24 protein-coding genes and 1 other RNA gene are annotated in these 25575 nt (G+C 43.5%); 18 read left to right on the forward strand and 7 right to left on the reverse strand.

The genetic code is table 11. From position 1 onward, the window contains the following. Positions 1 to 237: 237 nt before the first annotated feature. The 12 genes from MARME_RS04990 (at position 238) to gspM (ending at position 12176) form a co-directional block, all read left to right on the forward strand. Complete coding sequence (locus tag MARME_RS04990; RefSeq protein ID WP_013660164.1) at positions 238 to 1527, forward strand: conjugal transfer protein TraF; 1290 nt, start codon at positions 238 to 240, stop codon at positions 1525 to 1527. A 14-nt stretch (positions 1528 to 1541) separates the two neighbouring features. Next, a complete protein-coding gene (locus MARME_RS04995) occupies positions 1542 to 3287 on the forward strand; it encodes a hypothetical protein (protein WP_013660165.1) in 1746 nt (581 codons plus the stop codon). A gap of 64 nt (positions 3288 to 3351) precedes the next feature. Next, positions 3352 to 4422 carry a hypothetical protein gene (locus tag MARME_RS05000; RefSeq protein ID WP_013660166.1) on the forward strand — a complete coding sequence of 357 codons (1071 nt, stop codon included), beginning with the start codon at positions 3352 to 3354 and terminating at the stop codon, positions 4420 to 4422. Between the two features lie 39 nt (positions 4423 to 4461). Next, complete coding sequence (gene gspE / locus MARME_RS05005; RefSeq protein ID WP_013660167.1) at positions 4462 to 5934, forward strand: type II secretion system ATPase GspE; 1473 nt, start codon at positions 4462 to 4464, stop codon at positions 5932 to 5934. Between the two features lie 38 nt (positions 5935 to 5972). Continuing rightward, on the forward strand, positions 5973 to 7175 hold the full coding sequence (gene gspF, locus MARME_RS05010; RefSeq protein WP_013660168.1) for a type II secretion system inner membrane protein GspF: 1203 nt from the start codon (positions 5973 to 5975) through the stop codon (positions 7173 to 7175). A gap of 24 nt (positions 7176 to 7199) precedes the next feature. Further along, positions 7200 to 7796, forward strand: a complete 597-nt coding sequence (gspG, locus tag MARME_RS05015) for a type II secretion system major pseudopilin GspG (protein WP_013660169.1) — start codon at positions 7200 to 7202, stop codon at positions 7794 to 7796. A gap of 13 nt (positions 7797 to 7809) precedes the next feature. Beyond that, on the forward strand, positions 7810 to 8370 hold the full coding sequence (locus tag MARME_RS21340; RefSeq protein ID WP_013660170.1) for a type II secretion system protein: 561 nt from the start codon (positions 7810 to 7812) through the stop codon (positions 8368 to 8370). Further along, positions 8351 to 8746: a type II secretion system minor pseudopilin GspI gene (gene gspI, locus MARME_RS05025; RefSeq protein WP_013660171.1), complete on the forward strand. Its 396-nt coding sequence runs from the start codon at positions 8351 to 8353 to the stop codon at positions 8744 to 8746. The genes MARME_RS21340 and gspI overlap by 20 nt, the downstream gene beginning before the upstream one ends. Next, the gene (gspJ, locus tag MARME_RS05030) at positions 8743 to 9393 is read left to right on the forward strand and encodes a type II secretion system minor pseudopilin GspJ (protein WP_013660172.1); all 651 of its coding nucleotides are present in this window, start codon (positions 8743 to 8745) and stop codon (positions 9391 to 9393) included. The genes gspI and gspJ overlap by 4 nt, the downstream gene beginning before the upstream one ends. Positions 9394 to 9396: 3 nt before the next feature. Further along, positions 9397 to 10398, forward strand: a complete 1002-nt coding sequence (gene gspK, locus MARME_RS05035; protein WP_013660173.1) for a type II secretion system minor pseudopilin GspK — start codon at positions 9397 to 9399, stop codon at positions 10396 to 10398. Positions 10399 to 10407: 9 nt separating this feature from the next. Beyond that, on the forward strand, positions 10408 to 11658 hold the full coding sequence (gene gspL / locus MARME_RS05040; RefSeq protein ID WP_013660174.1) for a type II secretion system protein GspL: 1251 nt from the start codon (positions 10408 to 10410) through the stop codon (positions 11656 to 11658). After that, positions 11655 to 12176: a type II secretion system protein GspM gene (gene gspM, locus MARME_RS05045; RefSeq protein ID WP_013660175.1), complete on the forward strand. Its 522-nt coding sequence runs from the start codon at positions 11655 to 11657 to the stop codon at positions 12174 to 12176. Before gspL ends, gspM begins: the two co-directional genes overlap by 4 nt. Here gspM and MARME_RS05050 read toward each other — a convergent pair. The 3 genes from MARME_RS05050 to MARME_RS05055 all read right to left on the reverse strand — a co-directional run bounded on the left by MARME_RS05050 (position 12173) and on the right by MARME_RS05055 (position 13719). After that, positions 12173 to 12772 carry a 5-formyltetrahydrofolate cyclo-ligase gene (locus tag MARME_RS05050; protein WP_013660176.1) on the reverse strand — a complete coding sequence of 200 codons (600 nt, stop codon included), beginning with the start codon at positions 12770 to 12772 and terminating at the stop codon, positions 12173 to 12175. The two genes, gspM and MARME_RS05050, sit on opposite strands and share 4 nt — an antisense overlap. Before the next feature lie 349 nt (positions 12773 to 13121). Then, a non-coding RNA gene (gene ssrS, locus MARME_RS21785) (6S RNA) lies at positions 13122 to 13299 on the reverse strand. 126 nt (positions 13300 to 13425) lie between these two features. Continuing rightward, positions 13426 to 13719 (reverse strand): cell division protein ZapA, encoded by a 294-nt coding sequence (locus MARME_RS05055; protein WP_013660177.1) that lies wholly within the window; start codon positions 13717 to 13719, stop codon positions 13426 to 13428. 136 nt (positions 13720 to 13855) lie between these two features. Here MARME_RS05055 and prfB point away from each other — a divergent pair. The 3 genes from prfB to hisC all read left to right on the forward strand — a co-directional run bounded on the left by prfB (position 13856) and on the right by hisC (position 17812). Beyond that, positions 13856 to 14951, forward strand: a protein-coding gene (gene prfB, locus MARME_RS05060) for a peptide chain release factor 2 (protein ID WP_013660178.1) whose coding sequence is annotated in 2 segments (ribosomal slippage) — positions 13856 to 13927 and positions 13929 to 14951 — 1095 coding nt in all. Because the reading frame shifts where the segments join, the coding sequence is not laid out codon by codon here. 89 nt (positions 14952 to 15040) lie between these two features. Further along, the gene (gene lysS / locus MARME_RS05065) at positions 15041 to 16543 is read left to right on the forward strand and encodes a lysine--tRNA ligase (protein ID WP_013660179.1); all 1503 of its coding nucleotides are present in this window, start codon (positions 15041 to 15043) and stop codon (positions 16541 to 16543) included. Between the two features lie 207 nt (positions 16544 to 16750). Beyond that, positions 16751 to 17812, forward strand: coding sequence for a histidinol-phosphate transaminase (gene hisC / locus MARME_RS05070; RefSeq protein ID WP_013660180.1), 1062 nt, complete (start codon positions 16751 to 16753; stop codon positions 17810 to 17812). Between the two features lie 72 nt (positions 17813 to 17884). Here hisC and dxs read toward each other — a convergent pair whose 3' ends face one another. From dxs to xseB, 3 genes are read right to left on the reverse strand one after another with little or no spacing between them, the layout of a single operon-like run. Further along, positions 17885 to 19795 (reverse strand): 1-deoxy-D-xylulose-5-phosphate synthase, encoded by a 1911-nt coding sequence (dxs, locus tag MARME_RS05075; protein WP_013660181.1) that lies wholly within the window; start codon positions 19793 to 19795, stop codon positions 17885 to 17887. A gap of 53 nt (positions 19796 to 19848) precedes the next feature. Continuing rightward, entirely contained in the window at positions 19849 to 20754 is a 906-nt protein-coding gene (gene ispA / locus MARME_RS05080; RefSeq protein ID WP_013660182.1) for a (2E,6E)-farnesyl diphosphate synthase, read from the reverse strand. Continuing rightward, complete coding sequence (gene xseB, locus MARME_RS05085; RefSeq protein WP_013660183.1) at positions 20751 to 20993, reverse strand: exodeoxyribonuclease VII small subunit; 243 nt, start codon at positions 20991 to 20993, stop codon at positions 20751 to 20753. The genes ispA and xseB overlap by 4 nt, the downstream gene beginning before the upstream one ends. Positions 20994 to 21194: 201 nt before the next feature. Here xseB and pomA point away from each other — a divergent pair, with 201 nt between their 5' ends. The 3 genes from pomA to dapB all read left to right on the forward strand — a co-directional run bounded on the left by pomA (position 21195) and on the right by dapB (position 23977). After that, positions 21195 to 21950, forward strand: a complete 756-nt coding sequence (pomA, locus tag MARME_RS05090; protein ID WP_013660184.1) for a flagellar motor protein PomA — start codon at positions 21195 to 21197, stop codon at positions 21948 to 21950. Positions 21951 to 22007: 57 nt separating this feature from the next. Beyond that, a complete protein-coding gene (locus tag MARME_RS05095) occupies positions 22008 to 23012 on the forward strand; it encodes a flagellar motor protein MotB (RefSeq protein ID WP_013660185.1) in 1005 nt (334 codons plus the stop codon). Positions 23013 to 23176: 164 nt separating this feature from the next. Beyond that, a complete protein-coding gene (gene dapB / locus MARME_RS05100; RefSeq protein WP_013660186.1) occupies positions 23177 to 23977 on the forward strand; it encodes a 4-hydroxy-tetrahydrodipicolinate reductase in 801 nt (266 codons plus the stop codon). A gap of 121 nt (positions 23978 to 24098) precedes the next feature. Here dapB and MARME_RS05105 read toward each other — a convergent pair whose 3' ends face one another. Then, positions 24099 to 25499 carry a PhoH family protein gene (locus MARME_RS05105; protein ID WP_013660187.1) on the reverse strand — a complete coding sequence of 467 codons (1401 nt, stop codon included), beginning with the start codon at positions 25497 to 25499 and terminating at the stop codon, positions 24099 to 24101. Positions 25500 to 25575: the final 76 nt, after the last annotated feature.

A 25575-nucleotide genomic window follows, 5' to 3' on the forward strand; every position in this document is an offset into this window, starting at 1 on the left:
CTTCCTTTCATACCCCAAATAGGGGCTCAAAAATAATTAGCGTTACGTTATATTTAAAAAAATTTGCACAATAAAGCTAACAAAATCAGTATTTGGTCGATAATATAAAAACTAAGTAAGCTTTGTGTCATATTTTTACGTTAATTTGTGCTAAAACTATATAAATGTGCAAATAAAGCAGTTAACGGTTTTCTCTTTCTCTGGGAAACTTCGATAAAGTCAAAGTTAGAGGTTTATATGAAAAAAGGGCTCCTCCTAGCCACATCGTTGGCGAGTAGTATTAGTTTTGCTGCGTCTCCTATCTATCAACCTACCGGATCAAGTTTTACGCTTGGTACGTCTGTTAATAAGCGAGCGCTATCGACTGCGCTTTATAATCCTGCTGCGCCATTTCTAATGGTAAATAATAAAGACGGCGATCGATTCCGTATGGGCTTGTTTGGCCCAATGGCCTTTGGTTATGAATTTGGGCAAGTTGACTCACTGGAAGAGAAAATTGACGAGTTGGATGAAACACTCGATAAGGAACTGGAGACTGCCGAAGATGTAGACAAGGCTTTGCGTGATGTTAACGAACTGATCTCTAGTATGGATGAAAATGCAACAGGTAAAGGCATGTTTTCGTCTCAAATCCCTCTTTTTCCGATGATATACCGAAGCCCTCAGTATGGCGCTTTTATGTTTGATGCATCATTGACTGGTTTAGTAAAAGGCAGTTTTCTGGCTGAAGAAGCGGAAATTCAAGGAAAATCAATACAGACCCAGTCGTCCGTTTATGTTAAAGACGGTGCAGATCTGAATCTTTCATTTGGTTACAGTAAAGACATTTGGGCAAATCAATACGGAATGCTTGTTGGTGGTGCGAAGCTACATGCACATTACTTGACGTTGGGTAAGGCGTTATTGGTTCTGCAAGAAGACGACGATATTGGTGATGAATTTTCAGATTCGCTTGAAGATAACCAAGAAAGTACATTTGGTGTGGGTCTTGATGTTGGTGCGATATGGGTTGCAGAAAACTATCAACTTGGCTTAACGGCAACCAACCTAAATGAGCCAGAATTTGATTATGGAATTATTGGTCAAAACTGTTCAAGTCTAACGGGTACTCAAATAGATAACTGTGTTGTTGCTGCACAGTTTGCTAGCCGAGGAGAGATTGCCTCAAGCGAAACACATGTGATGGAGAGGCAGGTGACAATTGACGGAGCAGTGGCGCTGTCAGATAAGCAATGGACGTTAGCGACTTCGTATGACTTGTTTGAAGTGAATGATTTTGTAGGCGATCAATACCAGTGGGCGGTTATATCAGCATCGTATTATGGTGATAGTAATTGGGCTCCAGGTTTTCGAATCGGCTACCGAAAAAACATGGCAGGAAGTGAATTAAGCTACGCAAACTTGGGTATGTCATTATTCAAGCGTTTTAGCATGGATCTAGCTTATGGCCTCGAAACCATAAAAGTTGATGGTACTGAAGCACCACGTAGCCTTAATTTGTCTCTTGGTTTTCAAACAGCATTTTAATTGGAGTGTTTAACATGATTCAGTTTAACATGATTCAGTTTAAAAAAAGCCCTGTCGCGCTTTCGGTTATTATTGCGACCACGATGCTATCCGCATGTGGCGGTGGTGGAAGTGATCAAGACTCTCAAGCTTCTAACTCAACTAGTTTTACTGGTTTGGTTATTGATGATGCTATCTCGGGTTCTTACGTCTACCCTGATCTGAACGGTAATGGCGTACAAGACTCATTTGAAAAAGGCGGAGCGACCAATTCAGAGGGAAGATTTAGTTTTAGTGTTGGTTTGACGAATCAACTAACGTTGCAGTCGATTGGCGGAACAGATACCGCGACTCAGGAGTCTTGGGATGGTTCTTTAAGCAATGTAATTGATACCAGCTCAACTCAAACGACACTCAACTTAACCCCTCTTACGACAATGGCGACGTCACTTGCCACGAATTCAGATCTTTCATTGAGTATTGCACAAGCTCAAGAGCGCGTGTTGGTGGCTGTATTTGGTCAAACTGGTACGCCGACAATAGATTTGAACACATACAACTACATTACTCAGACTGGTAGTGATTCAAATGCCGTTACAATGCGACAAGCTGCCGTTAAGCTTGCACAAACTGTTGAGGCAGGAAACCGCGTCTTAAATAATGCAGCTGAGAGTGTTAACGGCATTGAGTTAGGTAGTACTGGTGTTGAAGCAAGGACGAACGACGCATCGTCATTTATTTACGACAGTATCGCTGCTCAACTTACATCGCCTTCTAGTGCAGATAATTTCTTATCTAGTTTGGAAACACAGAACCTGAGCACTATCATTACTACCGCGAAGACAAGTTTTCAGCAAGATATCATCAACACACATACGAATGTAAACACTACTTCGCTACAAGCTGCTCTTGATGCCGCGGAGGCCCGAGCACGGCAGGCTGCTGAATCGACGGCACGTGTTGCTGATGATTACCTAGATCAAGCAACAAATGAAAGTCTCTTTAAAACAGCCAGTATTCTAACAGCGACGGTCGTCGAGAAGGCCGATCAGGGTGCTGATGTGGGCACTCTTAACGCTTATGGCGTAAACATTATTAACAGCAATATTTTGCTAAGTGATTTTGATAATGAAATACGTTTGAAGACTGTGGACGTTGGCTTGCTTGAAGATCAGTTAGGTGATGGCACTATAACTACAGGTAATCTTAACACTATCGTTGAAGTTGCAGCACTTGAAGATATCAGCTCGGATATTTGGTCGAATCAGTTCCTTTCTATGTCAGGACAGGACTCAAGTACCGAGAAAGGTCGCGTGATTTTGTTCTTTGATGCGTATTCAGAGAGTGCTGGCAAAGGGAATGCTAAAGTATGCTATGCCTTTAAAGATGGAAGTGAGGAGCAAACAGGCCTTATAGAAGCGGAATGGACAAAAGTGGGTGAAGAAGTCGTTGAAGTGACAAGTGCCTACGGTAACTTCCAAATAAAAGCATATCGAGTTCAGGCTGTTGCGACGGCAGACACTGGAAAATACCTAGGACTTGGCACGCCAGGAGCACCAGGAAGCAGTGAATACGGTAACTTTCTTTTCACATCCTCCGCTTTTGATGAAAACGCGACTTGGTATTCGGATATCGTAGGCGATTCTACAGCCAAAGATACGGCTGCAGGTTGGGGACTAGCTTCCTATACGTCCTCTCCTAGCAATGGTGATGGATGTAAATCTTTTACAGCGAGTGGCGTAAACGGCGGAAATGCGTTCCTAACAGTGAATGTATTCTAAATATTGACTTGCTAAAAGCCGCTTTTATAAGCGGCTTTTTTATATTTATGTAAGGAGAAAGTGTATGAGAAAAGTGTTCATCTCTTCCGTAGCATTGCTTGTATCCCCAACACTGTTTGCTGCTATTAATAACGAAGCCTTCACTTTTATCGGCTTTAATGCAGGCCAAATTACTTATAAAGAAGGCGGCACGCTTTCAAGCGGCGTTAAATTTGAGACAAGCCCTACAACAACAAACATCTTCAACTATTCGGGTGGGTACACACCAATTGGAGATCGTTTTGGTTTTTATATTAATAATACTAGTACCTTGACATCTGATCAGGCGAATGAATCATGGAAAGCATCAGGCTCTAATGTTGATCCGACAGATTCAACAACATACTCTGTAGATGGAACATATCAAAGAGACTTAGCATCTACAAAACACCAGGCGCTCGATATATTAGGCGGTTATTTACTAAATAATGGTCATCAAATTGTCTTTGGTGCAAGCTATACACAGTCGAGTCTTGATCGCTCTGGTTTTGATGCAGGAAGCTCTTTAGATGACTTTAATAGGGCGAATTTGTCGCCTTACGTAGGAACAAGTGATGGAACATCCTCTGCTGCCAATACATACGAAGCGTTAAATGCTGCTTATGGTGCGGATCCAACTGGGAAAATTCGTAACTTTACAGAGACCTTTACTAGTTTTTCCTTACAGGCAGGTTATAAATACGACACTTTATTTAAAACTCGTGAATTAGGGAGCCGTCTGCAGTTTGGAGCGACTGTTGGTATTCCGATGTACTACAGCGTGGTAAATACCTCACAACCCACTTTAACCTTTGATTCTTCTTTTGAGGGTTTTGATGTTGGATTTAGTGCAGGATACGGTTGGCGATTTACTGAACATGTTGGTGTCATGGCGACTGCAAATTACTTTTATCGGATAAGACCCGAATTGAAACAGTTGTTTATTACTCGACAACAATCGATCGAGGCGACACGAGGCACTGTGTATACCGATAGCTCGAGCAATTCCGTTACTGCATCTGAAGGTGTTGACCCTGGCCGTGATCGTTATGTGTCCATTCCAGAGAATGAATTAAGTTATTGGAACGTAGGGCTTTCAGCTTACTGGAACTTCTAGTACATTGTGTGTGATGGGTTATTTGTAAGGAAATAGAGTTTGATCAGCCTCTCATACAGTTTTGTTAAAGAAAAAGGTGTTTTGTTGCTTGAGGATCATGAAGGTTGGCACCTTAAATATCGATCTTCAGCAACACTGGCGGCGAAGTCGGAAGCGCGCCGTCTTGCACCAATCTCTCCTCATTTTGTCGAAATTTCCGATACTGAGTTTGATGCTGAAGTCGTTCGTTTTTACCAGCGTGAAGGCGGCCAAACACTCGCAGATGCCGAAGGCATCGGTGATGATTTGGATTTAAGTTCGGTTGCAGAGTCGATCCCAGAGAACGAAGACCTACTCGAAAGTGAGGGCGATGCCCCTATCATTCGGCTGATTAATGCCATCTTAAGTGAGGCGGTTAGGGAAGGCGCGTCGGATGTTCATGTCGAGACGTTCGAACGCCGATTGTTGGTGCGTTTTCGAGTGGATGGTGTATTACGCGAAATTATTCAGCCGAAGCGAGCATTAGCGCCTATGTTAGTGTCGCGTATAAAAGTCATGGCAAAACTCGATATTGCTGAGAAACGCATCCCTCAAGATGGGCGTATTGTCCTTCGCGTGTCGGGTCAGGAAGTCGACGTTCGTGTGTCTACTTTGCCTTCTACGCATGGTGAGCGTATCGTTATGCGCTTATTGTCCAAGCAAGCTGGTCGACTCGATCTCACGCATCTGGGGATGATTGATAAAGACCGTGAAACGCTGCGACAACTTATTTCACGCCCTCATGGTATTATCTTGGTGACGGGGCCGACAGGCTCTGGTAAAACAACCTCCCTGTATGCTTCTCTCGGTTATTTAAATGATGGCCAGCGAAATATTATGACGGTCGAAGATCCCGTTGAATATCATATCGAAGGCATAGGGCAAACACAGGTTAATACCAAAGCGGATATGACCTTTGCTCGCGGTCTTAGGGCCATTTTGCGTCAAGATCCTGACGTGGTGATGATAGGTGAAATTCGAGATAAAGAAACCGCTGATATTGCTGTTCAGGCTTCCTTAACGGGGCATTTAGTGTTGTCTACACTCCATACAAACAGTGCTTCGGGTGCGATTACGCGATTACAAGATATGGGGGTAGAGCCCTACCTGCTTTCGTCTTCTGTTGTTGGTGTTATAGCGCAGCGTCTAGTGCGTAAATTATGCGACCACTGTAAAAAGCCCGAAATTGCCGATGAGGCAACCAAGGTTCTAATGAAGGTGTCGACAGATCAAGACGTGACTCATTATCACCCTGTTGGATGTGAACACTGTTTTGGTCAGGGTTATCGCGGTCGATTAGGTTTGTATGAAATACTGGAGATGGACGCAACGGTGCAGTCGCTTGTGCATTCACAGGCAGGTGAGCAAGCGTTAGAAAAAGCAGCGCGCGCTCGCCATGCTAGTTTACGAGATGACGGTATTCAAAAAGTATTGTTAGGCCATACAAGTTTAGAAGAAGTGCTTCGTGTCGCACACGAAGGCGGCAAAGATTAAGCTGTCTTAGATAATATTATTAAGGGTTAAGCAAGAGTATGGCAGCATTTGAATACACGGCCTTAAACCATAAAGGTAGGAAAAAAAAGGGCGTACTTGAAGCGGACAATGAACGGATTTTACGTCAACGTCTGCGTGATCAAGGTCTGGTGTTAATCGATGCTCGAAGGGGAAAAGAGCAAACGAAGAGCAGCTTTTTTTCACCTTCTATTGATGTAAAAGAACGTGCGCTAGTAACCCGTCAACTTGCGACACTGATTGATGCGGGAATGCCGATTGAAGAAGCCCTGTCAGGGGTCGCTCAACAAACCACGAAGCAGCGTATACGCAGTATGTTGCTCGCCATTCGTTCTAAGGTTCTAGAAGGTCACCCTCTGGCTAGTGCATTAGCAGAATACCCTAAGGCGTTTCCGATTCTGTTTCGCGCCAGTATTAAGGCGGGTGAAGAATCAGGGGGCTTACCTCAAGTGTTGATGCAGTTAGCGGATTATAGCGAACGTGTTCGCGGTAATCAGCAAAAGCTTCAAATGGCGATGTTGTACCCTGCTATTTTGACCATTGTTGCGATCAGTATAGTGGTCTTTTTACTTGGTTCTGTTATGCCGGATATTGTGTCGGTGTTTGAGCGTCAAGACGCCGCTCTACCTCAAATTACACAAGTGATGCTTGCCATCAGTAACTGGCTTCAAAGTAATGGTAAAGTCACATTTGTTATCTTTATTGTGTTGCTTTTACTGTATATTGTACTGATTCAAAAAGAATCGATTCGTACGCTTCGAGACCATTGGGTGTTGGCTGTTCCTGGACTTAGAAGCATGATAAAAACGGTTCAAGTTACGCGTTTTATTAGTACGCTCTCCATGCTAACGACAAGTGGTGTTTCGCTTGTGGAGGCCATGTCCATAGCGACGCAGGTATCGGCAAATAGAAGTATTCAGAAACGGCTAGCCAAAGCTCAGCAAAGCGTTAGAGAAGGTGGGTCTCTTGGAGATGCGCTGAATAAAACAAAGTTACTCCCTCCAATGATGCTTCAGCTTATTATCAGTGGCGAGCGCAGTGGTGATTTGGATATTATGCTTTCCAAAGCAGCAAGGCAGCAAGAGGATGATACCAATAACTGGATTAGTGCCATGGTTGGCTTGTTTGAGCCGATTATGCTGCTTGTTATGGGTGGAGTTGTTATGATGATTGTAATGGCGATATTATTGCCGATCATGAACATGAATCAGTTATTAGGATAAATGGCTTAGGAATTAGGAGTAGACATGTTCCGCCGTACACTATTTAAGCAAATGCAATTAGAACAAGTGCAAGCAAACGAAGTATTATCGAAGAGCGACGAACTGGACGCAATAGGTACCCTGTCTGATGGAGAGTTGGTAATGCCTATGTCGCAGGAACGTCCATATAGCGGTCACAGTAAACACGCTGCGTTTAATAAAAGAAAGCAGAGCGGTTTTACCTTACTAGAGCTCATGGTGGTTTTGGTGATTCTTGGTGCCTTGATTGGCTTAATTGCACCGAATATCCTCGGGCGTGCCGATGAAGCGAAAGTCACCGTCGCTAAGACGCAAATGCGTGATTTAGTGAACGCATTGAATTTGTATAAACTGGATAATGGAAATTTTCCTTCTACTGCTCAAGGTTTGGAAGCCTTAGTGTCTAAACCTTCTGGTTTTCCTGAAGCGCGTAATTGGAAGTCGGGCGGCTACCTATCGAAGTTGCCTAAGGACCCTTGGAGTAATGAATTTGTCTATGTCAGTCCAGGTTCAACGGGTGACTATGATCTTATTTCATTGGGATCTGATGGCCGAGAAGGCGGTGATGATGATGCGGAAGACTTAAGCGCATCTGATCTATAAATCTTACCTTCGCATGAATCCTACAAAAACGTCACAAGCGGCTTTTACCTTATTAGAGCTGCTTGTGGTGCTGGCTATTTTGGGCGCGATGCTTAGTTTAGTTGCGCCCAATATCTCGGTCGATTCAGACGAAGAGTCTCTAAAGCGTGAAGCTCAAACCCTACGATTTGCATTGCAAAAGGTTGCTGATAACGCTTGGCTATCCGGCTCAACCAGCGTCATTTCGATTAATGGCGATGAATGGCGCCAATGGTTGCCAATAGAAAACGCCTCCGGAGGAGTTGCTTCTTCGACCAGTCCGTCATCTAGTGATTCTGAGACGAAACAAGACGATGTTAAAGTGACTTGGGTACAAGAAGAGCCCTTTTATGAATCCAATGCGAATGTGCAGTACGACATTGATGTTGAGTTAAAAGCGTTGAAAAAGGCGTTATCTTCACTGTCGTTCACGAAAGGTGCTCAATTCGTCTTTCTTGCCAACGGTGAGTATTTGCCGTTTTCAATTAGTTTGCAAAAAAGCGAGTACTCACTCACTATCGAGGGAGATGGCATTAATGCGATTAAGGTCTACTAAACGGTATTCTGCTTTTACCTTGATTGAAGTCTTAATGGCACTTGTGATTCTTTCACTCGTTGGTGTGACTATGATGCAAACCAGCTCGGGAAGTGTTGATCATAGCGATTATCTGAAACGAAAAATTATGGCGACATGGGTTGCAAAGGATCGTATATCTTTGGCGCGTATTTCGATACGGCAGGGACAGACACCAAGCTTGGATGAGCAGACGGTTGAGCAAGGCGGTTTACAGTGGCGTTCAAAAATCGAATTGGAAAAGCAAACCGATTTATTAAACCGGTATAGAGTTGACGTGTTTAACCCCCCAAATGCGGAATCCCCAATTTACTCGCTACAAACCTATTTCCCTAGTGGTAGGGAGACGCCAAAATGAAAATCAAAAGGCACGGATTTACCTTAATTGAGGTCTTGATCGTTTTGGCTATTTTGGGCTTTGTTAGCCTTGTATCGACAGGCATGGTGGAGTCGGGAATCCGTTTGCAAAAAAGTATATCTAATCATGCTGATAAAATTGAAAAGCTTTCAAGAGTGTGGCTTTGGGTTGAAGCGGATGTATCACAAATCGTAAATCGGCCCATAAGAGACGAACTTGGCGAATCAAAAGCTGCATTGGTCCTAATTAATAATGAATTAAGCTTTACTCGTACAGGGTGGAAGAACTCACTTGGAGAGGAGCGTTCTCAGCTACAGAGAATTCACTACTCCGTTTCCGATGATATTTTCTATCGTCGATATTGGCGTGTATTGGATAGAGATCAAGACAGTAAGCCTGTTGAGCAGTTGTTTAACGACGTTAAAACACTTTCTATCGAAGTGTTGGGAGAAAAAGGATGGGTTAAGGCCTGGCCTGAAGAGGAAGTGTACCTTCCTGGAGTGACGGAACAATCTGAGCCACTGCCTATTGCTGTTAAGGTTCATATCGAGATGAAAGAAGGCGAGTCGTTCGAGCGTGTTTTTGAAGTGCCTGTTTTTCCTCACGAAAAAAACACAGCGAACCCTTATGGAAGCGGAGAGTCATAGCGGATGAATGGGCCGTCTAACAAGCGAGGTGTTGCTTTAATTTTAGCGTTAATGGTCTTTGCGCTCATTAGTGGCATTGCGGTTAAAGTCTTGTCTTATATTGACGAAGAAAGTGCGCTGTATGAAAAGATAAACGACGATAATATTGATAAAGAAATCTTGTATGGCGGCGAAGCTTGGGCCGCTCAATGGTTCTCTGAGTTAAGTTTTTCCAGCACCTCAAGCTCCAGCCAAAATCAGCCCTCTCAAAGTCGACTGTTAGCGGATGAATTTTTAGAGTTAGACGATGAAAATCAGAAGTTGCATATCACGTTAGTTGATATGCAATCTTGCATAAATGTAAACGCACTAGCTGACAATGAGTTGCGAGAAGTGACTTACACTAGGTTGAAGTCACTTGCCGGCCAGATAGGCACCGACAGTAACTGGATTGATTGGTTGACGGACTGGGTTGATGAAGACCAAAGCTTAACGGGTTCGGATGGCCGAGAAGACGAGTACTACTTAGGTCGTTCAGTAAGTCACAGAACCGCTGACGTTGCGTTTGTGGGGGATACTGAATGGACGCAGCTCGGTTTGGACGACGATGTCTTAGAAAAAATAGCGCCTTATGTGTGCGCCCTGCCCAAATACAATGGTCTGAATATCAACAGAGCTTCCTCTGTTTTGTTAAAAGCAATGTTGCCAGGTCTGACAACTGATGCATTTTCTAAATTGGAAGCGCGTGTTCAAAGTGCGGGTTACGAAGAAATAAACGACTTTTTACAAGATGAGGCATATGAGGCTCAAGAACTTGAAGAGGCCGATTGGCGCATGGACACGCAATTTATTGAAGCCTTTATTGTTTTAGAAGAAAAAGACAAACCGAATCGGTTTTTACATACTCTTCTTTATAAAAATGAAGATGGTATTATATCTGTCTATTATCGGTCATTTGCACCCTTTGAAACCCTATCAAAAAAGTTACTCCAGTACCTTGGCGTAACGGCGACAAAGACGAATTGAGGTAGCTACTTGAAGCAGTTGGTGTTAGCACTAAAGGAAGAGTTTGATGAACTGAAAAAGTGGAGTGTCTCTTTTTGGTACTTTTCTGAGCAAGGTGCGATAGAAGAAGCTCAGAAAGACGTGTCACTTGACCAGTTCAAAGAATGGCTATCTGAAAAACAACAAGACGGTGTGTTTCAATTTGAACTGATCCTTCTCTTGCCCGCATGGCGGAGCCAATTTCATCAATTTGAACTACAAAAAGGGCAGTCTCGTCACCTTAGCAAGGTCGCTCCTTTCTTATTAGAGTCACATATTGCACAGCCAATTGAAGACACTCACTTTGTTACGCTCGCGTTGAAGCAAGGTTATAAAATAGCATCTAACGATGTCGTTGAGAATGAAGCTCTCGATACGCAAGAGGCGAACACTCATATTGTTCATTCATTTGCTGTTGCAAGTATTGTCTCAAAAGATGCAATGAACGAATGGCTAACGCTATTTCAGGATGTGAACCCTGCTCGGACTAGCTTTATTCTTCCTCAAGCTTGGCTGTGTAACCAGTTAGAATCATCCGAATTCTGTGTCTTCAACGACGACGTTTATACGTGGAGTGATGGTCAGCTTATTCAAGTTCCTCCGGAATTCGTTACGGCGGATATACAGGAACGAGTGTTGCAGTCCGATCCTGATACAGATGCAGAGTTTGTCGCATACCAGTTGTCTAATCGTAAAAACTGGCAGAGCATGGACTTGCGCAGTGGCGAGTTTGGAGAGCAATCCGCTGTCCTTCATACTTTATGGTCATGGAAGTGGTTTGCTCTTGCTGCGTCTCTTCTTTTCGTTGTTTCTCTTTATTCAATGCAGTCAGACACTGAGCGTCTAAATCAACAAGCCTTCACTGTAAATGAACAATCTAAAGATGCATTTTTACGTCTTGCCCCTGACGAGGGGCGTGTCGTTAATCTGTCTCGCCAGCTTAAAGCAAAGTTACGGCAAACAAATGAAGCTTTCAGCGGCTCTGTAGTGGCTCGATCACCCTATGAGGTACTAAATACGATTGATCAGGCTCGCCAGACAGTGAAAGGGAGTCATTCTATTGTCAGCGTTAACTATAGAAATGGCAGTTATCGTATTCAGTGGCGTGCAAAAAATCGGGATGTATTTGATAGCCTCCTAGCCGCATTTAATAAGCAGGGCTTAGACGTGCAGTTGGACCAAGTACTAAAACGAGGTGCCGAATTTATTGGCGCGTTTCAATTACAAGGAGAGTCGAAGTGAAACAATGGTTACTCCTTCAATTTCAAAGTAGCCCTACGTTGATGTCGCTTTGGATTAACTTTCAAGGTCGTACGATTCGAGAACAATGGTTAATCATAGTGGCAGCGGTGGCGTTGCTTTTTGTCGTTGCCTATTACGGTGCTTGGTTACCTAATCAAAAACAAAATGATCTAGCGCAGTCTAGGTTAGAAGATGCACTGGAAAATTATCAGACAATCGTCAAAAATGCAGAGAAGCTAACGTCTTTGAATTCTGGCGGTAATACGGTCAGTTTTACCGATCGCAATGCTAATCAGCTAAGGGCATTGGTTAACTCCGCTTCTAAAAGAGCAGGATTGGTGGCAGAACGCATTAGTGCTGAGAATTCAACTCGGCTTCAAGTGTGGGCCTCTGATGCGTCTTTTACGGTTGTGAGTCGATGGTTACGTGAGTTGGCTCGTGAACGAGTCCGAATTGATAGCCTTCAAATTGAGTCTGTTTCAGCGGGTAAAGTGAACCTTAGAGTGACGCTTGATTAAAACCAAATAAAACGCTCTGGTGTGAGTATGCCATCAAGTGGTACATCCCACGACGCTATAGGAAGTTGGTTAACTTTTTGGCATTCATGAGCAAGTCCAATAAGCAGCGGTTTTTCTTTTGGTTTTTTTTGAGCGAAGGATTTGTCATAAAAACCGCCTCCCATTCCGAGCCTTCCTCCCTGTTCATCGAATCCCACAAGTGGAAGAAAAACGAGATCAAGTTGATTGGGTAAAAGCGCATTTTCATCCACTGGTTCTTCAATTCCGAATCGATTTGTGTGCCATTCAGAGCTTTTGGAATAGTGGGCAAACAAAAGTTTGTCGTTGTTTAAAGCGGGTAAATAAAGCGTCGTTTGTGGGGTGATAGTATCCCTGCTGAAAATATCATTAGCGATTTGATGAGGGGAGAGTTCTCCGTCGTTTGCTAAATACAGTGCTATTTTATTAAGTGGTGTTTGAGTGCTTAAATGGATTTGATTAGTATACCATTGATTGAGAAGCTCACTTGCCGCGTCATCTTGCTGCTGTTCTGTTAATGCTCTTCTTTTTTTCCTAAGTTCTTGTCTAAGAGACTGTCTCTGATCGTTTTTTGGCATGATTAAACCTTGTGTACTGTGTCTATTGATATAGATAAATGCCCTTACACGACTACTGTTCTTTTCAAGACCGCTGTTTTTTCCAAGACTTGATGCTCTTTTCAAAACAGTTTAGAAACAGACTCGTTTTGGTTTTGCTCGTAACATCGTGCAACGGTCGAAGATAGAATAATCGATTTCGTTCTGATCAGGTATGGTTATTGAGATTACTGTCGGTTTAAGGAATGAATCACAAAAAAGAAGCGCTATTTGCAAAGAGTGCTTTGTAAATAAAAAAACATCTCTAAAAAAGCTATCTATAACATCAGACGTTTAGCGAGGAAGCGATTGACGCGCTAAAAAAGAAAAGAAGTTTCCCGAGTTGCCGTTTCGGCTATTGGCCTTGAACCCAGTGGTTCAAGGTGGATGGATCTGGAGCTCTTTAGGCTTTCCGACGCACGGACATGCACACCGAACTCGCAGTCTCCGTCCGGGTTTTTGCTCATAGGCTCAAGGGCGTTAAGCCGCTTCGAACAACCCAGGAAACAAACGCAGTATAGATGAACTTGATAATAAAATCATCTAGCACAAGCATCCTATATGCCCGCGCTATGAAGAAATTTCGTGTAGATAAGCCTTGCAACGAAGAAATGAGATTACGCGATATACAATAATTAACCGACTTTCGTTTGATGTGCCAAAGCAGAATCAAGCTGAGAGGTAAGCTCTCTAAGCTGTTGCTCGTTTGAACGAGCGTATTTTCGGCCGCTCAACATATCGTGAGTAATATTCAATGCCGCAATAATGGCAATTTTTTCAAGCCCCAGTACTTTACCACTGGCGCGAATCTCTCTCATTTGATTATTTAGGTGTTCTGCCGCTTCTTTTAGGTCGGCTTCATGTCCTTTAGGACAGTTAATCTTGTAAGATTGTCCTAAGATATCGACATCTACTGTTGGCTTTTCCATCATTTCTCCCCACGCAGGCTAATTTCTACACGAATTACACTATTCGAGACACAGGATCATTTTATGCCGCGTGTAAATTGGTTACAATTGCGCACTTAACTAAATACATAAAGATTTATAGCAGATTACAGCCAATATGGAAATCAACCCAATCCTTTCTAAGATAAAAGACCTTTCTGAGCGCTCCCAAATTCTTCGGGGGTATCTTTGACTACGATGCTAAGAAAGAGCGTCTAGAAGAAGTTAGTCGTGAATTGGAAGATCCTGAAATATGGAACGACCCTGAATACGCACAGAAGTTAGGCAAAGAGCGCTCCACATTGGAAGCCGTCGTTGAAACACTTGATAATTTAGAGTCCGGTGTTGAAGATTCAAAAGATCTATTGGATATGGCAGTCGAAGAAGACGACGCCGATTCTGTCGAAGCTGTTGAATTAGAGTTGAATGACCTAGATGAGCAATTAGCCAAACTTGAGTTTAGACGTATGTTCTCAGGCGAGATGGATGCTAATTCTGCTTTCTTGGATATTCAGTCTGGTTCAGGTGGAACAGAGGCTCAGGATTGGGCCAATATGCTCTTGCGTATGTATTTACGTTGGGGTGAGGACAAAGGCTTCAAAGTGGAGCTTATGGAAGTATCAGAAGGGGAGGTTGCAGGGATAAAATCTGCGACAGTTCGTTTTGAAGGTGAGTACGCATTTGGTTGGTTAAGAACTGAAACTGGCGTACATCGATTGGTACGAAAGTCGCCATTTGATTCAGGAAATCGTCGACACACGTCATTTGCCTCCGTGTTTTTATCTCCTGAGATCGACGACAACGTTGAGATTGATATTAATCCAGCGGATCTGCGTATAGATACTTACCGCTCTTCTGGAGCGGGTGGGCAGCACGTCAACACGACAGATTCTGCCGTACGTATTACTCACGTACCGACAAATACAGTGGTTCAGTGTCAAAACCAACGTTCACAGCACGCGAACAAAGATTTTGCAATGAAGCAGTTACGAGCGAAGTTGTATGAACTTGAGATGCTGAAACGTACGGAGGCTGCTCAAGCATTGGAAGATACGAAATCGGATATTGGTTGGGGCAGTCAAATCCGCTCATACGTATTGGACTCTTCTCGCATCAAAGATTTGCGTACAGGCGTTGAGTCAACGAATACAGGCTCGGTATTGGACGGCAGTCTCGACCAATTTATAGTAGCGAGCTTAAAACAAGGACTTTAAACCACTAAAGTCTGAATACTAGATACAGTCTTTCGCGCCAAAGAGTGTGAAAGAAAGCGAAGATTAATTTTAAAGAGTAGATAAAACCCATGTCGAACGAAACGAACACAGAAAATGCGTTGGCGAGTGAAGATAACCGTTTGGTTGCTGAGCGCCGTGCGAAATTGGCGGCAATCCGTGAAGAGCGCATAGCCTTTCCAAACGCCTTTCGCCGAGATGCATATGCGGCTGACCTTCAAGCTGAGCTAGGACAATTCGAAAAGGCTGAACTTGAAGAAAAGGACCATAAAGTTTCTATTGCTGGTCGTATCGTTCGAAATCGTGGTGCTTTCATGTTGCTTCAAGACATGACTGGACAGATTCAGGCTTATGTTAACCGAAAAGCGTTGAGCCCTGAGCTGCTAGCTGAGCAAAAAACATGGGATCTAGGGGACATTATTGGTATCTCTGGCCCGGTTCATAAGTCCGGAAAAGGGGACTTATACATTGATATGCAGAAGGCTGAGTTGTTGACCAAATCTTTGCGTCCATTGCCTGATAAGCATAAAGGCTTAGCAGACATGGAAATGCGCTACCGTCAGCGTTATGTCGATTTGATTGTAAATCAAGAGTCTCGCACTACGTTTGAAGTGCGCTCTAAAATTATTTCTACTATTCGCCGATTCTTAGAAGATCGTCGTTTCATGGAAGTAGAAACGCCTATGCTGCAAACGATTCCGGGTGGTGCAACGGCACGTCCTTTCGTGACTCACCACAATGCGATGGATATGCAAATGTACATGCGTATCGCGCCTGAACTGTATTTGAAGCGTTTGGTTGTTGGTGGCTTTGAGCGAGTATTTGAAATTAACCGTAACTTCCGTAACGAAGGTGTTTCTACTCGCCATAATCCTGAATTCACTATGATCGAATTTTACCAAGCCTATGCGGACTATAACGATCTAATGGATCTGACGGAAGATATGCTTCGTACCGTATCAGAGAAGGTTCTAGGTACAACGAATGTTACTTACCAAGGTCAAGAATTTGATTTCGGTGCACCATTTGCACGTATGACGATGCTTGAGTCAATTCTGCATTTCAACCCAGAATTAACAGTAGAAGACCTTGATACACTTGAAAAGGCAACGGCGGTTGCTAAGAAGCTACACATTGATGTGAAGCCTATTTGGGGATTGGGTAAACTTTGGACTGAAATTTTTGAAGAAACGGCTGAAAGCAAATTGATTCAACCGACTTTCATCACAGAATACCCAGCGGAAGTATCTCCACTAGCTCGTCGTAACGATGACAATGAATTTATTACTGACCGCTTTGAGTTTTTTGTCGGTGGACGTGAAATTGCCAATGGCTTCTCTGAGCTTAATGATCCAGAAGATCAGGCGGAGCGATTCCGTCGTCAAGTTGAGGAAAAAGACGCCGGTGACGACGAAGCGATGCACTATGATGCAGACTACATCAATGCGCTAGAGTACGGTCTTCCACCGACTGCTGGCGAAGGCATTGGTATTGACCGTCTTGTCATGTTGTTTACGGATTCTCCTTCAATCAGAGATGTGTTGTTGTTCCCTCATATGAAGCCTCAAGACTAATGTAGGTTTCTATACAACGATGTATTAAGGCCTCATTAGAGGCCTTAATTTTATGAGTTGATTTTTTTTGAACTTTTTTCGAGCCTTTTTTAAAGACTTTTTAAAGACTTTTTAAAGACTTTTTAGAGACAAATAGAGCCTTTTAACCAATCTTGCGAATAGATCAGTGGGGTATTGGTAGAGGGTTTAAAAGCAGAGGAAACGAGTATGAGTCGCTTTTGGACAGATAAAATCGCAAGCCTTGATCCGTATGTGCCTGGTGAACAACCGCAGGATAAAAAGTATATAAAACTTAATACAAACGAAAGCCCGTATTCGCCGTCACCTAAAGCGATTGCAGCGATGCAAGAAATGGTTGGAAGCGACTTACGTTTGTACCCAGACCCGAATTGCACATCGCTTAAAAAGGCCTTGGCGACGTCTTATGGACTAGAATCCAATCAGGTGTTTGTTGGTAACGGTTCTGATGAGGTGTTGGCATTAGCCTTTATGGGGTATTTTTCGAATGGGAAACCGCTCGCCTTTGCGGACATTACCTATAGCTTCTATAAAGTGTATGCCCAACTTTATAATATTGTGCCTAATATTGTGCCGCTGACCGATAGCTTTGATATTGACGTTAATGATTATAAAGACCTAGACGTATCGGGTGTGGTGGTAACCAACCCAAATGCGCCAACAGGCAAAGCCTTGTCGTTGGATAAGATTAAATCGGTATTGCAATCAAATCCGGATGTCGTTGTCTTGGTTGATGAAGCGTATGTTGATTTTGGGGCAGACAGCGCAGTGAGTTTGGTTAATCAATATCCAAACTTATTAGTCGTGCAAACCTTATCTAAATCGCGGGCATTGGCAGGGATTCGAGTGGGCTATGCTTTAGGTCACAAAGATCTTATCGATGGACTGGAAAGGCTCAAAAACTCATTCAATTCTTACCCTATCGATCGAATTGCACTGGCAGGTGCGACGGCGGCCGTTGAAGACGCTGAATACCTGCGTGAAATCAGCGACAAAACCATTGCGACTAGACTGTGGGCCGCTAGAGAGCTAAAAGCATTGGGCTTTGAGGTATTAGACTCATCGACAAATTTCGTATTTGTCACGCACCCAGAGAAACAGGCAGAGTCGATCTATCTGGCATTAAAAGAACAGGGGATTCTCGTTCGTTACTTTGGCAACAAGCCTAGAATTGGTGAGTATATGCGTATCACAATTGGTACGGATGAAGAAATGAATGCATTGATTGAGGTTTTAAAAGCGCTTATTTAGAGCGCTTATATAAAAGTATCGCACATTCTTACATGTGCGATACTTTTTGCCTTGCCTTGCCTTGCCTTGCCTTTAAATCGTCTTGAGCTTTGTTTCGATTGCGGTAAGAACCCCGTCCGCATCTAATCCGATTCGCTTTAGCATATCTTGATGCTTCGCGTGCTCTTCGTATCGGTCAGGTAAGCCGAGGTGAAGGGTCGAAATAAGGATGTTTTCTTTAAGTAAGTACTCAGATACCGCTGAACCTGCACCGCCCATAATGGCATTCTCTTCAACCGTCACAAGCAGCTTTTTACCACGTAAAGAGTCTAACGCAGCGTGATCAAGAGGTTTTACAAAGCGCATATCGATCAGTGTGGCGTCTAGTTTGTCCGCTGCAAGTTTTGAATCGTGCGTTGGTCGGCCAAATGCACAAATAACGATACCAGAGTTACCTTCTCGAAGTGTCCGTGACTTACCTAGCTCGATAGTGTCTAGAGTTTCATTTATTTCTACGCCTGTGCCTGTGCCTCTTGGGTAGCGAACAGCGGCTGGGCCTTGGAATTCGTAACCCGTTTGCAGCATTTTTCGACATTCGGCTTCATCTGACGGCGCCATCACGACCATATTTGGTATACAGCGTAAATAACTTAAATCATAGGCGCCAGCGTGAGTCGGTCCGTCTTCACCAACCAAACCTGCTCTGTCAATTGCGAACAGTACGTCTAAATTTTGCAGTGCCACATCATGGATAAGCTGATCGTATCCACGTTGTAAAAAGGTGGAGTAGATGGCAACGACAGGCTTCATTTCGTCACATGCCATACCGGCCGCTAACGTGACTGCATGTTGCTCAGCAATGGCGACGTCAAAATAGCGTTCCGGAAAACGCTTTGCAAACTCGATAAGGTCGGAGCCTTCTTTCATTGCGGGTGTGATGGTTGCAAGTCTGTGGTCTGCTTCTGCCGCATCGCATACCCATTTACCGAAGACATTACTGTATTTAGGTAAGGTCTTCTTAGCTTCTTTATTTACATCTTTCTTTACAGGCTTCGAGTCAGGCGATTTTTCGGGTTCGATTTTGTTGATGGCATGAAAGCCAATTGGATCGCCTTCAGCCGGTTCAAACCCTTTACCCTTTTTAGTAATAATATGAAGAAATTGCGGCCCTTTTCGGTCTTTCATATTAGACAGAGTAGAAAGCAGTAGATCGATGTCGTGTCCATCGATTGGGCCTATATAATTAAAGCCCAGTTCTTCAAACATGGTGCCAGGGGCTACCATGCCTTTCATATGTTCTTCTGCTTTTCTGGCTAACTCCAGCGCAGAAGGAAGCCCAGAGAAAACCTTTCTCCCACCTTCTCGGATATGATCATAGGTTTTACTTGCCCATATGCGAGAAAAGTAATTTGAAAGCGCACCAACGGGAGCTGAAATAGACATTTCATTATCGTTTAAAATCACCAGCATATCGGCTTTTACATCGCCTGCATGATTAAGTGCTTCAAACGCCATACCTGCGGACATGGCGCCGTCACCAATCACGGCTACTGCTTTTCTGTTTTTGCCTAATGTTTTGTTGGCAATAGACATGCCCAACGCTGCGCCAATAGAGGTACTGGAATGCCCAACTCCAAACGTATCGTATTCGCTTTCGCCTCGTTTTGGAAAACCCGTTAGGCCGTTTTCCTGACGTATGGTTAATAGCTCTTCTCTACGTCCCGTTAAAATTTTATGAGGGTATGCCTGATGGCCTACATCCCATACGATTCTATCTTCGGGCGTTTCGTAAAGATAATGAAGCGCGACGGTCAGCTCTATTACGCCTAGTCCTGCTCCAAAGTGTCCGCCCGTCTGGCTGACACTATAAAGTAAGTACTCCCTCAACTCGTTTATTAGAGTTGGAAGCGCCTCTTTTGGGAGTGCGCGTAGATCAGATGGTTTGTCTATCTGATCTAACAGGGGGGTAGTAGGGCGACTTGTTGGGAATTCTTCGAACAGCATGGGCACCGAATAAAGTTATAATTTTTTAGAAATGTAATAAGACCGTAAGTATATCAGTGGTTACGACTAATAATATAGCTCGCTAGCTGTATTAACGGTGCCGCTTTATCACCAAAGGGTGAAATAGCTTCTATTGCTTCTTGTTTTAGTGTGTTTGCTTTTTCTCTTGCGCCTTCTAGCCCCAGTAACTTTGGGTAGGTAGGCTTATTCGCTTCGCTATCTGAAAATTGATTTTTCCCTAGCGTTTGCGTATCGCTAGTGATGTCAATAATGTCATCCTGAACCTGAAAAGCGAGTCCAATCGCGCTCGCGTATTTATCCAGTTGAGACAGTATTTTCTGGTCTTCTATACCAACACTCTGCGCACCCATTAAAACACTTGCGCGAATTAAGGCACCTGTTTTGTGCTGGTGCATTTTTTCCAGTGTCTCTAGAGTAATACTCCGGTCAACGTTGTTTAGATCAATCATCTGCCCCGTTACCATGCCAAAGCGGCCGGAGGCGCGGCTTAAGCTTCTGATGAGCCTTAGCTGTCGTGTTTTGCAATCTGCTAGGTTATCAGTATCAATTTCGTTGTAAGAGGCGCTCAGAAGCTCAAAAGCGAAGGTTTGTAATGCATCTCCCGTTAATATCGCCGTCGCTTCATCAAATTGGATATGACAAGTCGGCTTGCCGCGACGTAAGTCGTCATCATCCATAGCGGGCAGATCGTCATGTATTAGGGAGTAGGCGTGGATCGATTCGATTGCCGCAGCAGAAGCATCTGTTAGTCGATTTGACTCTGAAAAGAGTTCAGCGGTAGCGTAAACGAGCATTGGACGAACGCGTTTACCACCGTTAAACAAGCTATAGCGCATTGCTTCATGTAAATAGTCGGCTGCATCGTACTGAGTTAATTGGTCGTTAAGGTAACGATCAACTCGGTCTCGTGAATAGTGTGAAAACTGCTCTAAATTCACTGATTGTCTTCCGGATTAAAGTTTTCTAGTCGCTCACCTTCTTGTTTTTCAACAAGAATTTGAACTTTTTGTTCTGCTTGGGTTAACACTGTTTGGCAATCCTTGCTTAGTTTAACCCCTTTTTCGAATGCTTTGAGAGCGTCTTCAAGAGGGAGCTGGTTGGACTCGAGCTGAGTGACAATACTCTCTAATTCGCTTAAATTATCTTCAAAGTGACGAACACTCGTTTTGCGTGACATGGTACTTTCTCGTTAATGCGTTAAAAAAAGCTGACTTACACCGTGCATTTCCTACAATTTGTAACAGAAATAACACTAATCTTCGAGTTAGATATTCATTTATTACAAATTTATATGTCCATATAAATCAAAAGAAGATAAATTTTATATAATATTGAGTAAACTATTAGGCATTATAGCTTTTTTATTTAGGAGACGTGTGTGGATCTCGCGACGTTAGTTGGGCTGATAGGCTCATTTGTTATCATCTTGCTGGCGATCTTACTAGGTGGCTCCGCAGGTATGTTTGTAGACCCTGCGTCGATATTGATTGTACTGATTGGTTCCACCTTCGTCACATTGATGCAATATCCCCTAGGACAATTCTTGGGAGCAGGTAAAGTTGCTGCTAAGGCTTTTATGTTCAAAAGCGTACCATTAGATGCTTTGATCGATGAAGTTTATGGACTTGCAGATGAGGCTCGAAAAGGTGGACTTCTGTCTTTAGAAGGTAAGGAAGTCAGTCATCCTTTTATGTCGAAAGGGATTCAAATGCTGGTGGATGGTCATGATGGTTCTGTGGTTAAGGGGCAGTTGTCTAAAGACATGAATATGGCGTTCACTCGACATGACAATGGCGCCAAAATCTTTAAAGCGTTAGGGGATGTTGGCCCAGCAATGGGGATGATCGGAACCCTAGTAGGTCTGGTACAGATGCTTGCTAACATGGATGATCCAAAGGCGATTGGGCCAGCGATGGCGGTTGCACTTCTTACCACGCTTTATGGCGCGATGTTGGCTAACATGGTGTGTTTGCCTATTCAGGCGAAGCTTGAAAACCGAGCTAAAGAAGAGCTAATGTGTCAACAGTTGATATTAGATGCATTGCTTGCTATTCAGGCTGGGCAAAACCCTCGAGTTCTTGATGGCTCATTGAAAACCTTTATTCCAGAAAGTAAACGAACTGAGCGAGAATAGCTTTTTATACCTTATTGGCTTGTAGTTTGTGACTGGATTGTAATTGGATAAATATATATGAGTGATGAAGAAGAACAGGATTGTCCCGAGTGTATAGAAGGGCTTCCTGCCTACATGGGAACCTTTGCGGACTTAATGTCACTGCTTATGTGTTTCTTTGTACTCTTGCTATCGTTTGCAGAGATGGATGTTCTTAAATTTAAGCAACTGGCTGGCTCAATGCGTGAGGCCTTTGGTGTCCAAAAGCAAATTGAAGCTCAATCTATCCCAATGGGGACCTCCATTATTGCTCAGGAATTTAGTCCTGGGCGACCAGAGCCGACGCCTATTAATGAAGTGCGTCAAAAGGCGGATGATCGGCCTGAAAATACGCTAGAAGTATTGTGTAAGCCTGATACGGCAGAGCTCAATGAGCAAGAGGGGGCAGGTCAGCCGTCACCTTCAACCTTTGTTGATAAGTCGAAAGCAGATCTCGAGCGTGAAAAGCAAATTCAGCAAACAGAAGAAGATGCGCAGCAGATCTCGTCTGTCATGAAAGAGGAAATTTCCAAAGGGACGGTTGAGGTAGAAACTCAAGAGCAAACCATTACGATTCGATTGAAAGACAAGGGGTCTTTTGAATCAGGGTCGGCTGAATTGAATTTTGATTTTATACCTGTGATTGATATGGTTCGCGAAGTGTTGATCGGGGTTAAAGGTAACATTTCTGTTGAAGGTCACACTGACAATATCCCAATTGAAAGTCGGCGCTTTCAGTCTAACTGGCAGCTGTCATCAGCACGTTCGATCGCGGTAGCTGAAGAACTGTTTGCGACGGGGGCCTTGGATCAGAATCGATTTTCGGTTACGGGGTTCGCAGATACGCGACCTTTGGTTCCAAATGATACTTCTGCAAATCGTGCAACGAACCGTCGCGTTGAGATTGTGATTAAGCAGAATGACCTTTCTCGACCTATTGTTCGTCCGGGGCAGTCTTCAGCTTCAGGTGACGATAATGTGTTTGAGTTTGACCAATCGAATTTAGATGATACGTTTGAATTAGCACCGGATGAAATTTTTTAAACATAGTCGTTTTATAACGTAAACGGCTTGGGATATAAACGATCTTAGATCTCAGCCTTAAAACAGAAAAAGCGGTCATATTGACCGCTTTTTCTGTTTTAAGGCTGAGATTTTTTAGTAGATTTGATATGGTTTGCTCATTAGATAAATAGGATTAGTAACAAATGCGAATCGCGATAATTGGCGCTTCAGGGCGTATGGGTAAAAATTTAATTCAAGCGACTGTTGAAGCAGAAGGTGTTGAACTTGGCGCAGCTCTTGTTAAGCCGGGTAGCTCGTTAGTCGGTGCGGATGCAGGCGAAATTGCAGGCGTTGGTAAGCTTGGGATAATGTTGGTTGACTCGATTGAAGCGTGCAAAGACGACTTTGATGTCTTGATCGATTTTACATCGCCCTCTTTAACAATGGAAAACGTTGCGTTCTGCTCCAGTTATAACAAAGCAATTGTTATTGGGACAACGGGTTTAACTGATGAGCAAAAAAATGAACTAGAGTGCGCAGCGAATCAAGCGCCTATTGTATTTGCGCCTAATATGAGTGTCGGTGTAAACCTAACCTTAAAGCTATTGGCGACGGCTGCAAAGATCCTAGGTGATGATTATGATGTTGAGATTGTTGAGGCTCATCATAGACATAAAGTAGATTCTCCTTCAGGAACGGCTTTACGAATGGGGGAAGTGGTTGCGGAAGCGCTGGGAAGAGACTTAAAAGAATGCGCTGTTTATGGCCGTGAAGGTCAGATTGGGCCGCGTACGCAAAAAGAAATTGGCTTTGAAACGATTCGCGCAGGTGATGTCGTGGGTGATCACAGTGTTTGGTTTGCTACCGAAGGTGAGCGAATTGAAATCGTACATAAAGCAAGCAGTCGTATGACCTTTGCTAAAGGTGCGGTACGTGCTGCTAATTGGCTATCTGGTAAACAGAATGGTCTATATGATATGCAGGATGTGCTGAACTTAAAATAGGTTAGTTTTTTCATTATGAAAAGCGAAAAATGCCGGTACACGTTAAAGGTGTGTACCAGCATTTTTATTTTTGCTTAGCGTCCTTGCTGTTTTTTAATTCGTGTTTTTCATTCCGTTAATTCTATAGCGTCTCTTCCGCAAACTCTGCTAAGCGACTTCGCTCTATGCCATTAACATGCATGACGCTTGCGTATTTAAAGGCCTTACATTTTTCTACAAGGTACGTTAAACCTGAGGTTAGGGGGGTAATGTATTTATTATCGATTTGAGCAAGGTTGCCCAGAACGATAATTTTCGAGTTGCTACCAATACGGGTCACAATTGATTTTAATTGGAACTGTGTGAGCCCCTGTGCTTCATCAATGATGATCAATGCGTTGTTAAAAGATCGCCCGCGCATAAAGTTCAAAGATTTAAATTGGATATTCGCTTTTTGTTTTACGTAGTCAATGCTACTGAAAGAGTGTTCATCTGCACCGTGTAGAATCTCTAAGTTATCGTCAAATGCAGCGAGCCAAGGTGCCATTTTTTCTTCCTCCGTTCCAGGCAAAAAGCCGATGTCTTCAGCCATAGGGGGAGTGGAGCGGGCAACAATAATTTTATTAAAACGTTTCTCTTCCATTGTCACTTGTAATGCATACGCAAGCGCTAGCAGTGTTTTACCTGACCCCGCTGGCCCTGTCATAATCATCAGATCTGAGTTGTCATGGCGTAATAGATAGAAGGCCATGGCTTGTTCCATGTTTCTGGGTTTGATGCCCCAGAAGCTTTGATGCATTAAATTCTGCTTATTTAGGTCAATTAGGTAAACATACTCTTTGTCTATGTTTACGACGAAGCCTACAAATTCATTTTCATCCAAGATAAACATGTTTAAAAACAGCGTAGGCAGTTCTGTTTTATCGATAATATGGACGGTGTGGTGTCCATGAACTTCAGTTCTAACTGACTTTATGAGGTTCCACATTTCTCCATCAATTGTGACGTAGCCTTTGTTCATTAAGTCAACGTCATCGAGTACTTTGTCCCGACGATAGTCTTCAACACGCTCTAGGCCAGAGCCTTTTGCCTTGATTCTCATATTAATGTCTTTGGTGACAAGGCAGACGGAGGCTTTAGGATTTGTTGCTTGTAGACTTAACGCGACGTTTATAATTCGATTGTCATTTGCGTGGTCGTGGTTTCCATTGAGAAATGGAATGTTATCTGTGTTGGTAATTTGTTGGTCGGGAAAAATGGCTAAGGAACCTTCATGACCGGCTGTGTCCGTGTCATGGGATTCTAAAGAATGGATAGGTACGCCATTTTGTAGTGCTTTCGGAGACGCGTCGCCAACAATCTTGTCGATTGTGTTAATGGCAATTCGCGCCTCTCTACTTACATCCTTGTCACGTCGGTCTTTAATGTAATCTAGCTCCTCTAAGACGGTCATAGGTATGACAACTTTGTGTTCTGCAAAGGCATAAATTGCAAGAGGGTCGTGCAAAAGCACGTTGGTATCTAGAACATAGATCTTTTCCATAAAGTACTCCTGTGCTATCTAAAACACGTTCACTAATGAGAAAGTAGGGGCTGTTCTTGCTGTATAAATTTGATGG

Origin of the sequence: Marinomonas mediterranea MMB-1 (genome assembly GCF_000192865.1) — a bacterium.
GTDB lineage: Bacteria > Pseudomonadota > Gammaproteobacteria > Pseudomonadales > Marinomonadaceae > Marinomonas > Marinomonas mediterranea.

Excerpts from the sequence above, each read along its gene's own strand:
- MARME_RS04990 (WP_013660164.1), top strand. The coding sequence starts at position 238 with ATGAAAAAAGGGCTCCTCCTAGCCACATCGTTGGCGAGTAGTATTAGT.
- MARME_RS04995 (WP_013660165.1), top strand. The coding sequence starts at position 1,542 with ATGATTCAGTTTAACATGATTCAGTTTAAAAAAAGCCCTGTCGCGCTT.
- MARME_RS05000 (WP_013660166.1), top strand. The coding sequence starts at position 3,352 with ATGAGAAAAGTGTTCATCTCTTCCGTAGCATTGCTTGTATCCCCAACA.
- gspF (WP_013660168.1), top strand. The coding sequence starts at position 5,973 with ATGGCAGCATTTGAATACACGGCCTTAAACCATAAAGGTAGGAAAAAA.
- gspG (WP_013660169.1), top strand. The coding sequence starts at position 7,200 with ATGTTCCGCCGTACACTATTTAAGCAAATGCAATTAGAACAAGTGCAA.
- MARME_RS21340 (WP_013660170.1), top strand. The coding sequence starts at position 7,810 with ATGAATCCTACAAAAACGTCACAAGCGGCTTTTACCTTATTAGAGCTG.
- gspI (WP_013660171.1), top strand. The coding sequence starts at position 8,351 with ATGCGATTAAGGTCTACTAAACGGTATTCTGCTTTTACCTTGATTGAA.
- gspJ (WP_013660172.1), top strand. The coding sequence starts at position 8,743 with ATGAAAATCAAAAGGCACGGATTTACCTTAATTGAGGTCTTGATCGTT.
- gspK (WP_013660173.1), top strand. The coding sequence starts at position 9,397 with ATGAATGGGCCGTCTAACAAGCGAGGTGTTGCTTTAATTTTAGCGTTA.
- MARME_RS05050 (WP_013660176.1), bottom strand. The coding sequence starts at position 12,772 with ATGCCAAAAAACGATCAGAGACAGTCTCTTAGACAAGAACTTAGGAAA.
- MARME_RS05055 (WP_013660177.1), bottom strand. The coding sequence starts at position 13,719 with ATGGAAAAGCCAACAGTAGATGTCGATATCTTAGGACAATCTTACAAG.
- lysS (WP_013660179.1), top strand. The coding sequence starts at position 15,041 with ATGTCGAACGAAACGAACACAGAAAATGCGTTGGCGAGTGAAGATAAC.
- hisC (WP_013660180.1), top strand. The coding sequence starts at position 16,751 with ATGAGTCGCTTTTGGACAGATAAAATCGCAAGCCTTGATCCGTATGTG.
- dxs (WP_013660181.1), bottom strand. The coding sequence starts at position 19,795 with ATGCTGTTCGAAGAATTCCCAACAAGTCGCCCTACTACCCCCCTGTTA.
- xseB (WP_013660183.1), bottom strand. The coding sequence starts at position 20,993 with ATGTCACGCAAAACGAGTGTTCGTCACTTTGAAGATAATTTAAGCGAA.
- MARME_RS05095 (WP_013660185.1), top strand. The coding sequence starts at position 22,008 with ATGAGTGATGAAGAAGAACAGGATTGTCCCGAGTGTATAGAAGGGCTT.
- dapB (WP_013660186.1), top strand. The coding sequence starts at position 23,177 with ATGCGAATCGCGATAATTGGCGCTTCAGGGCGTATGGGTAAAAATTTA.
- MARME_RS05105 (WP_013660187.1), bottom strand. The coding sequence starts at position 25,499 with ATGGAAAAGATCTATGTTCTAGATACCAACGTGCTTTTGCACGACCCT.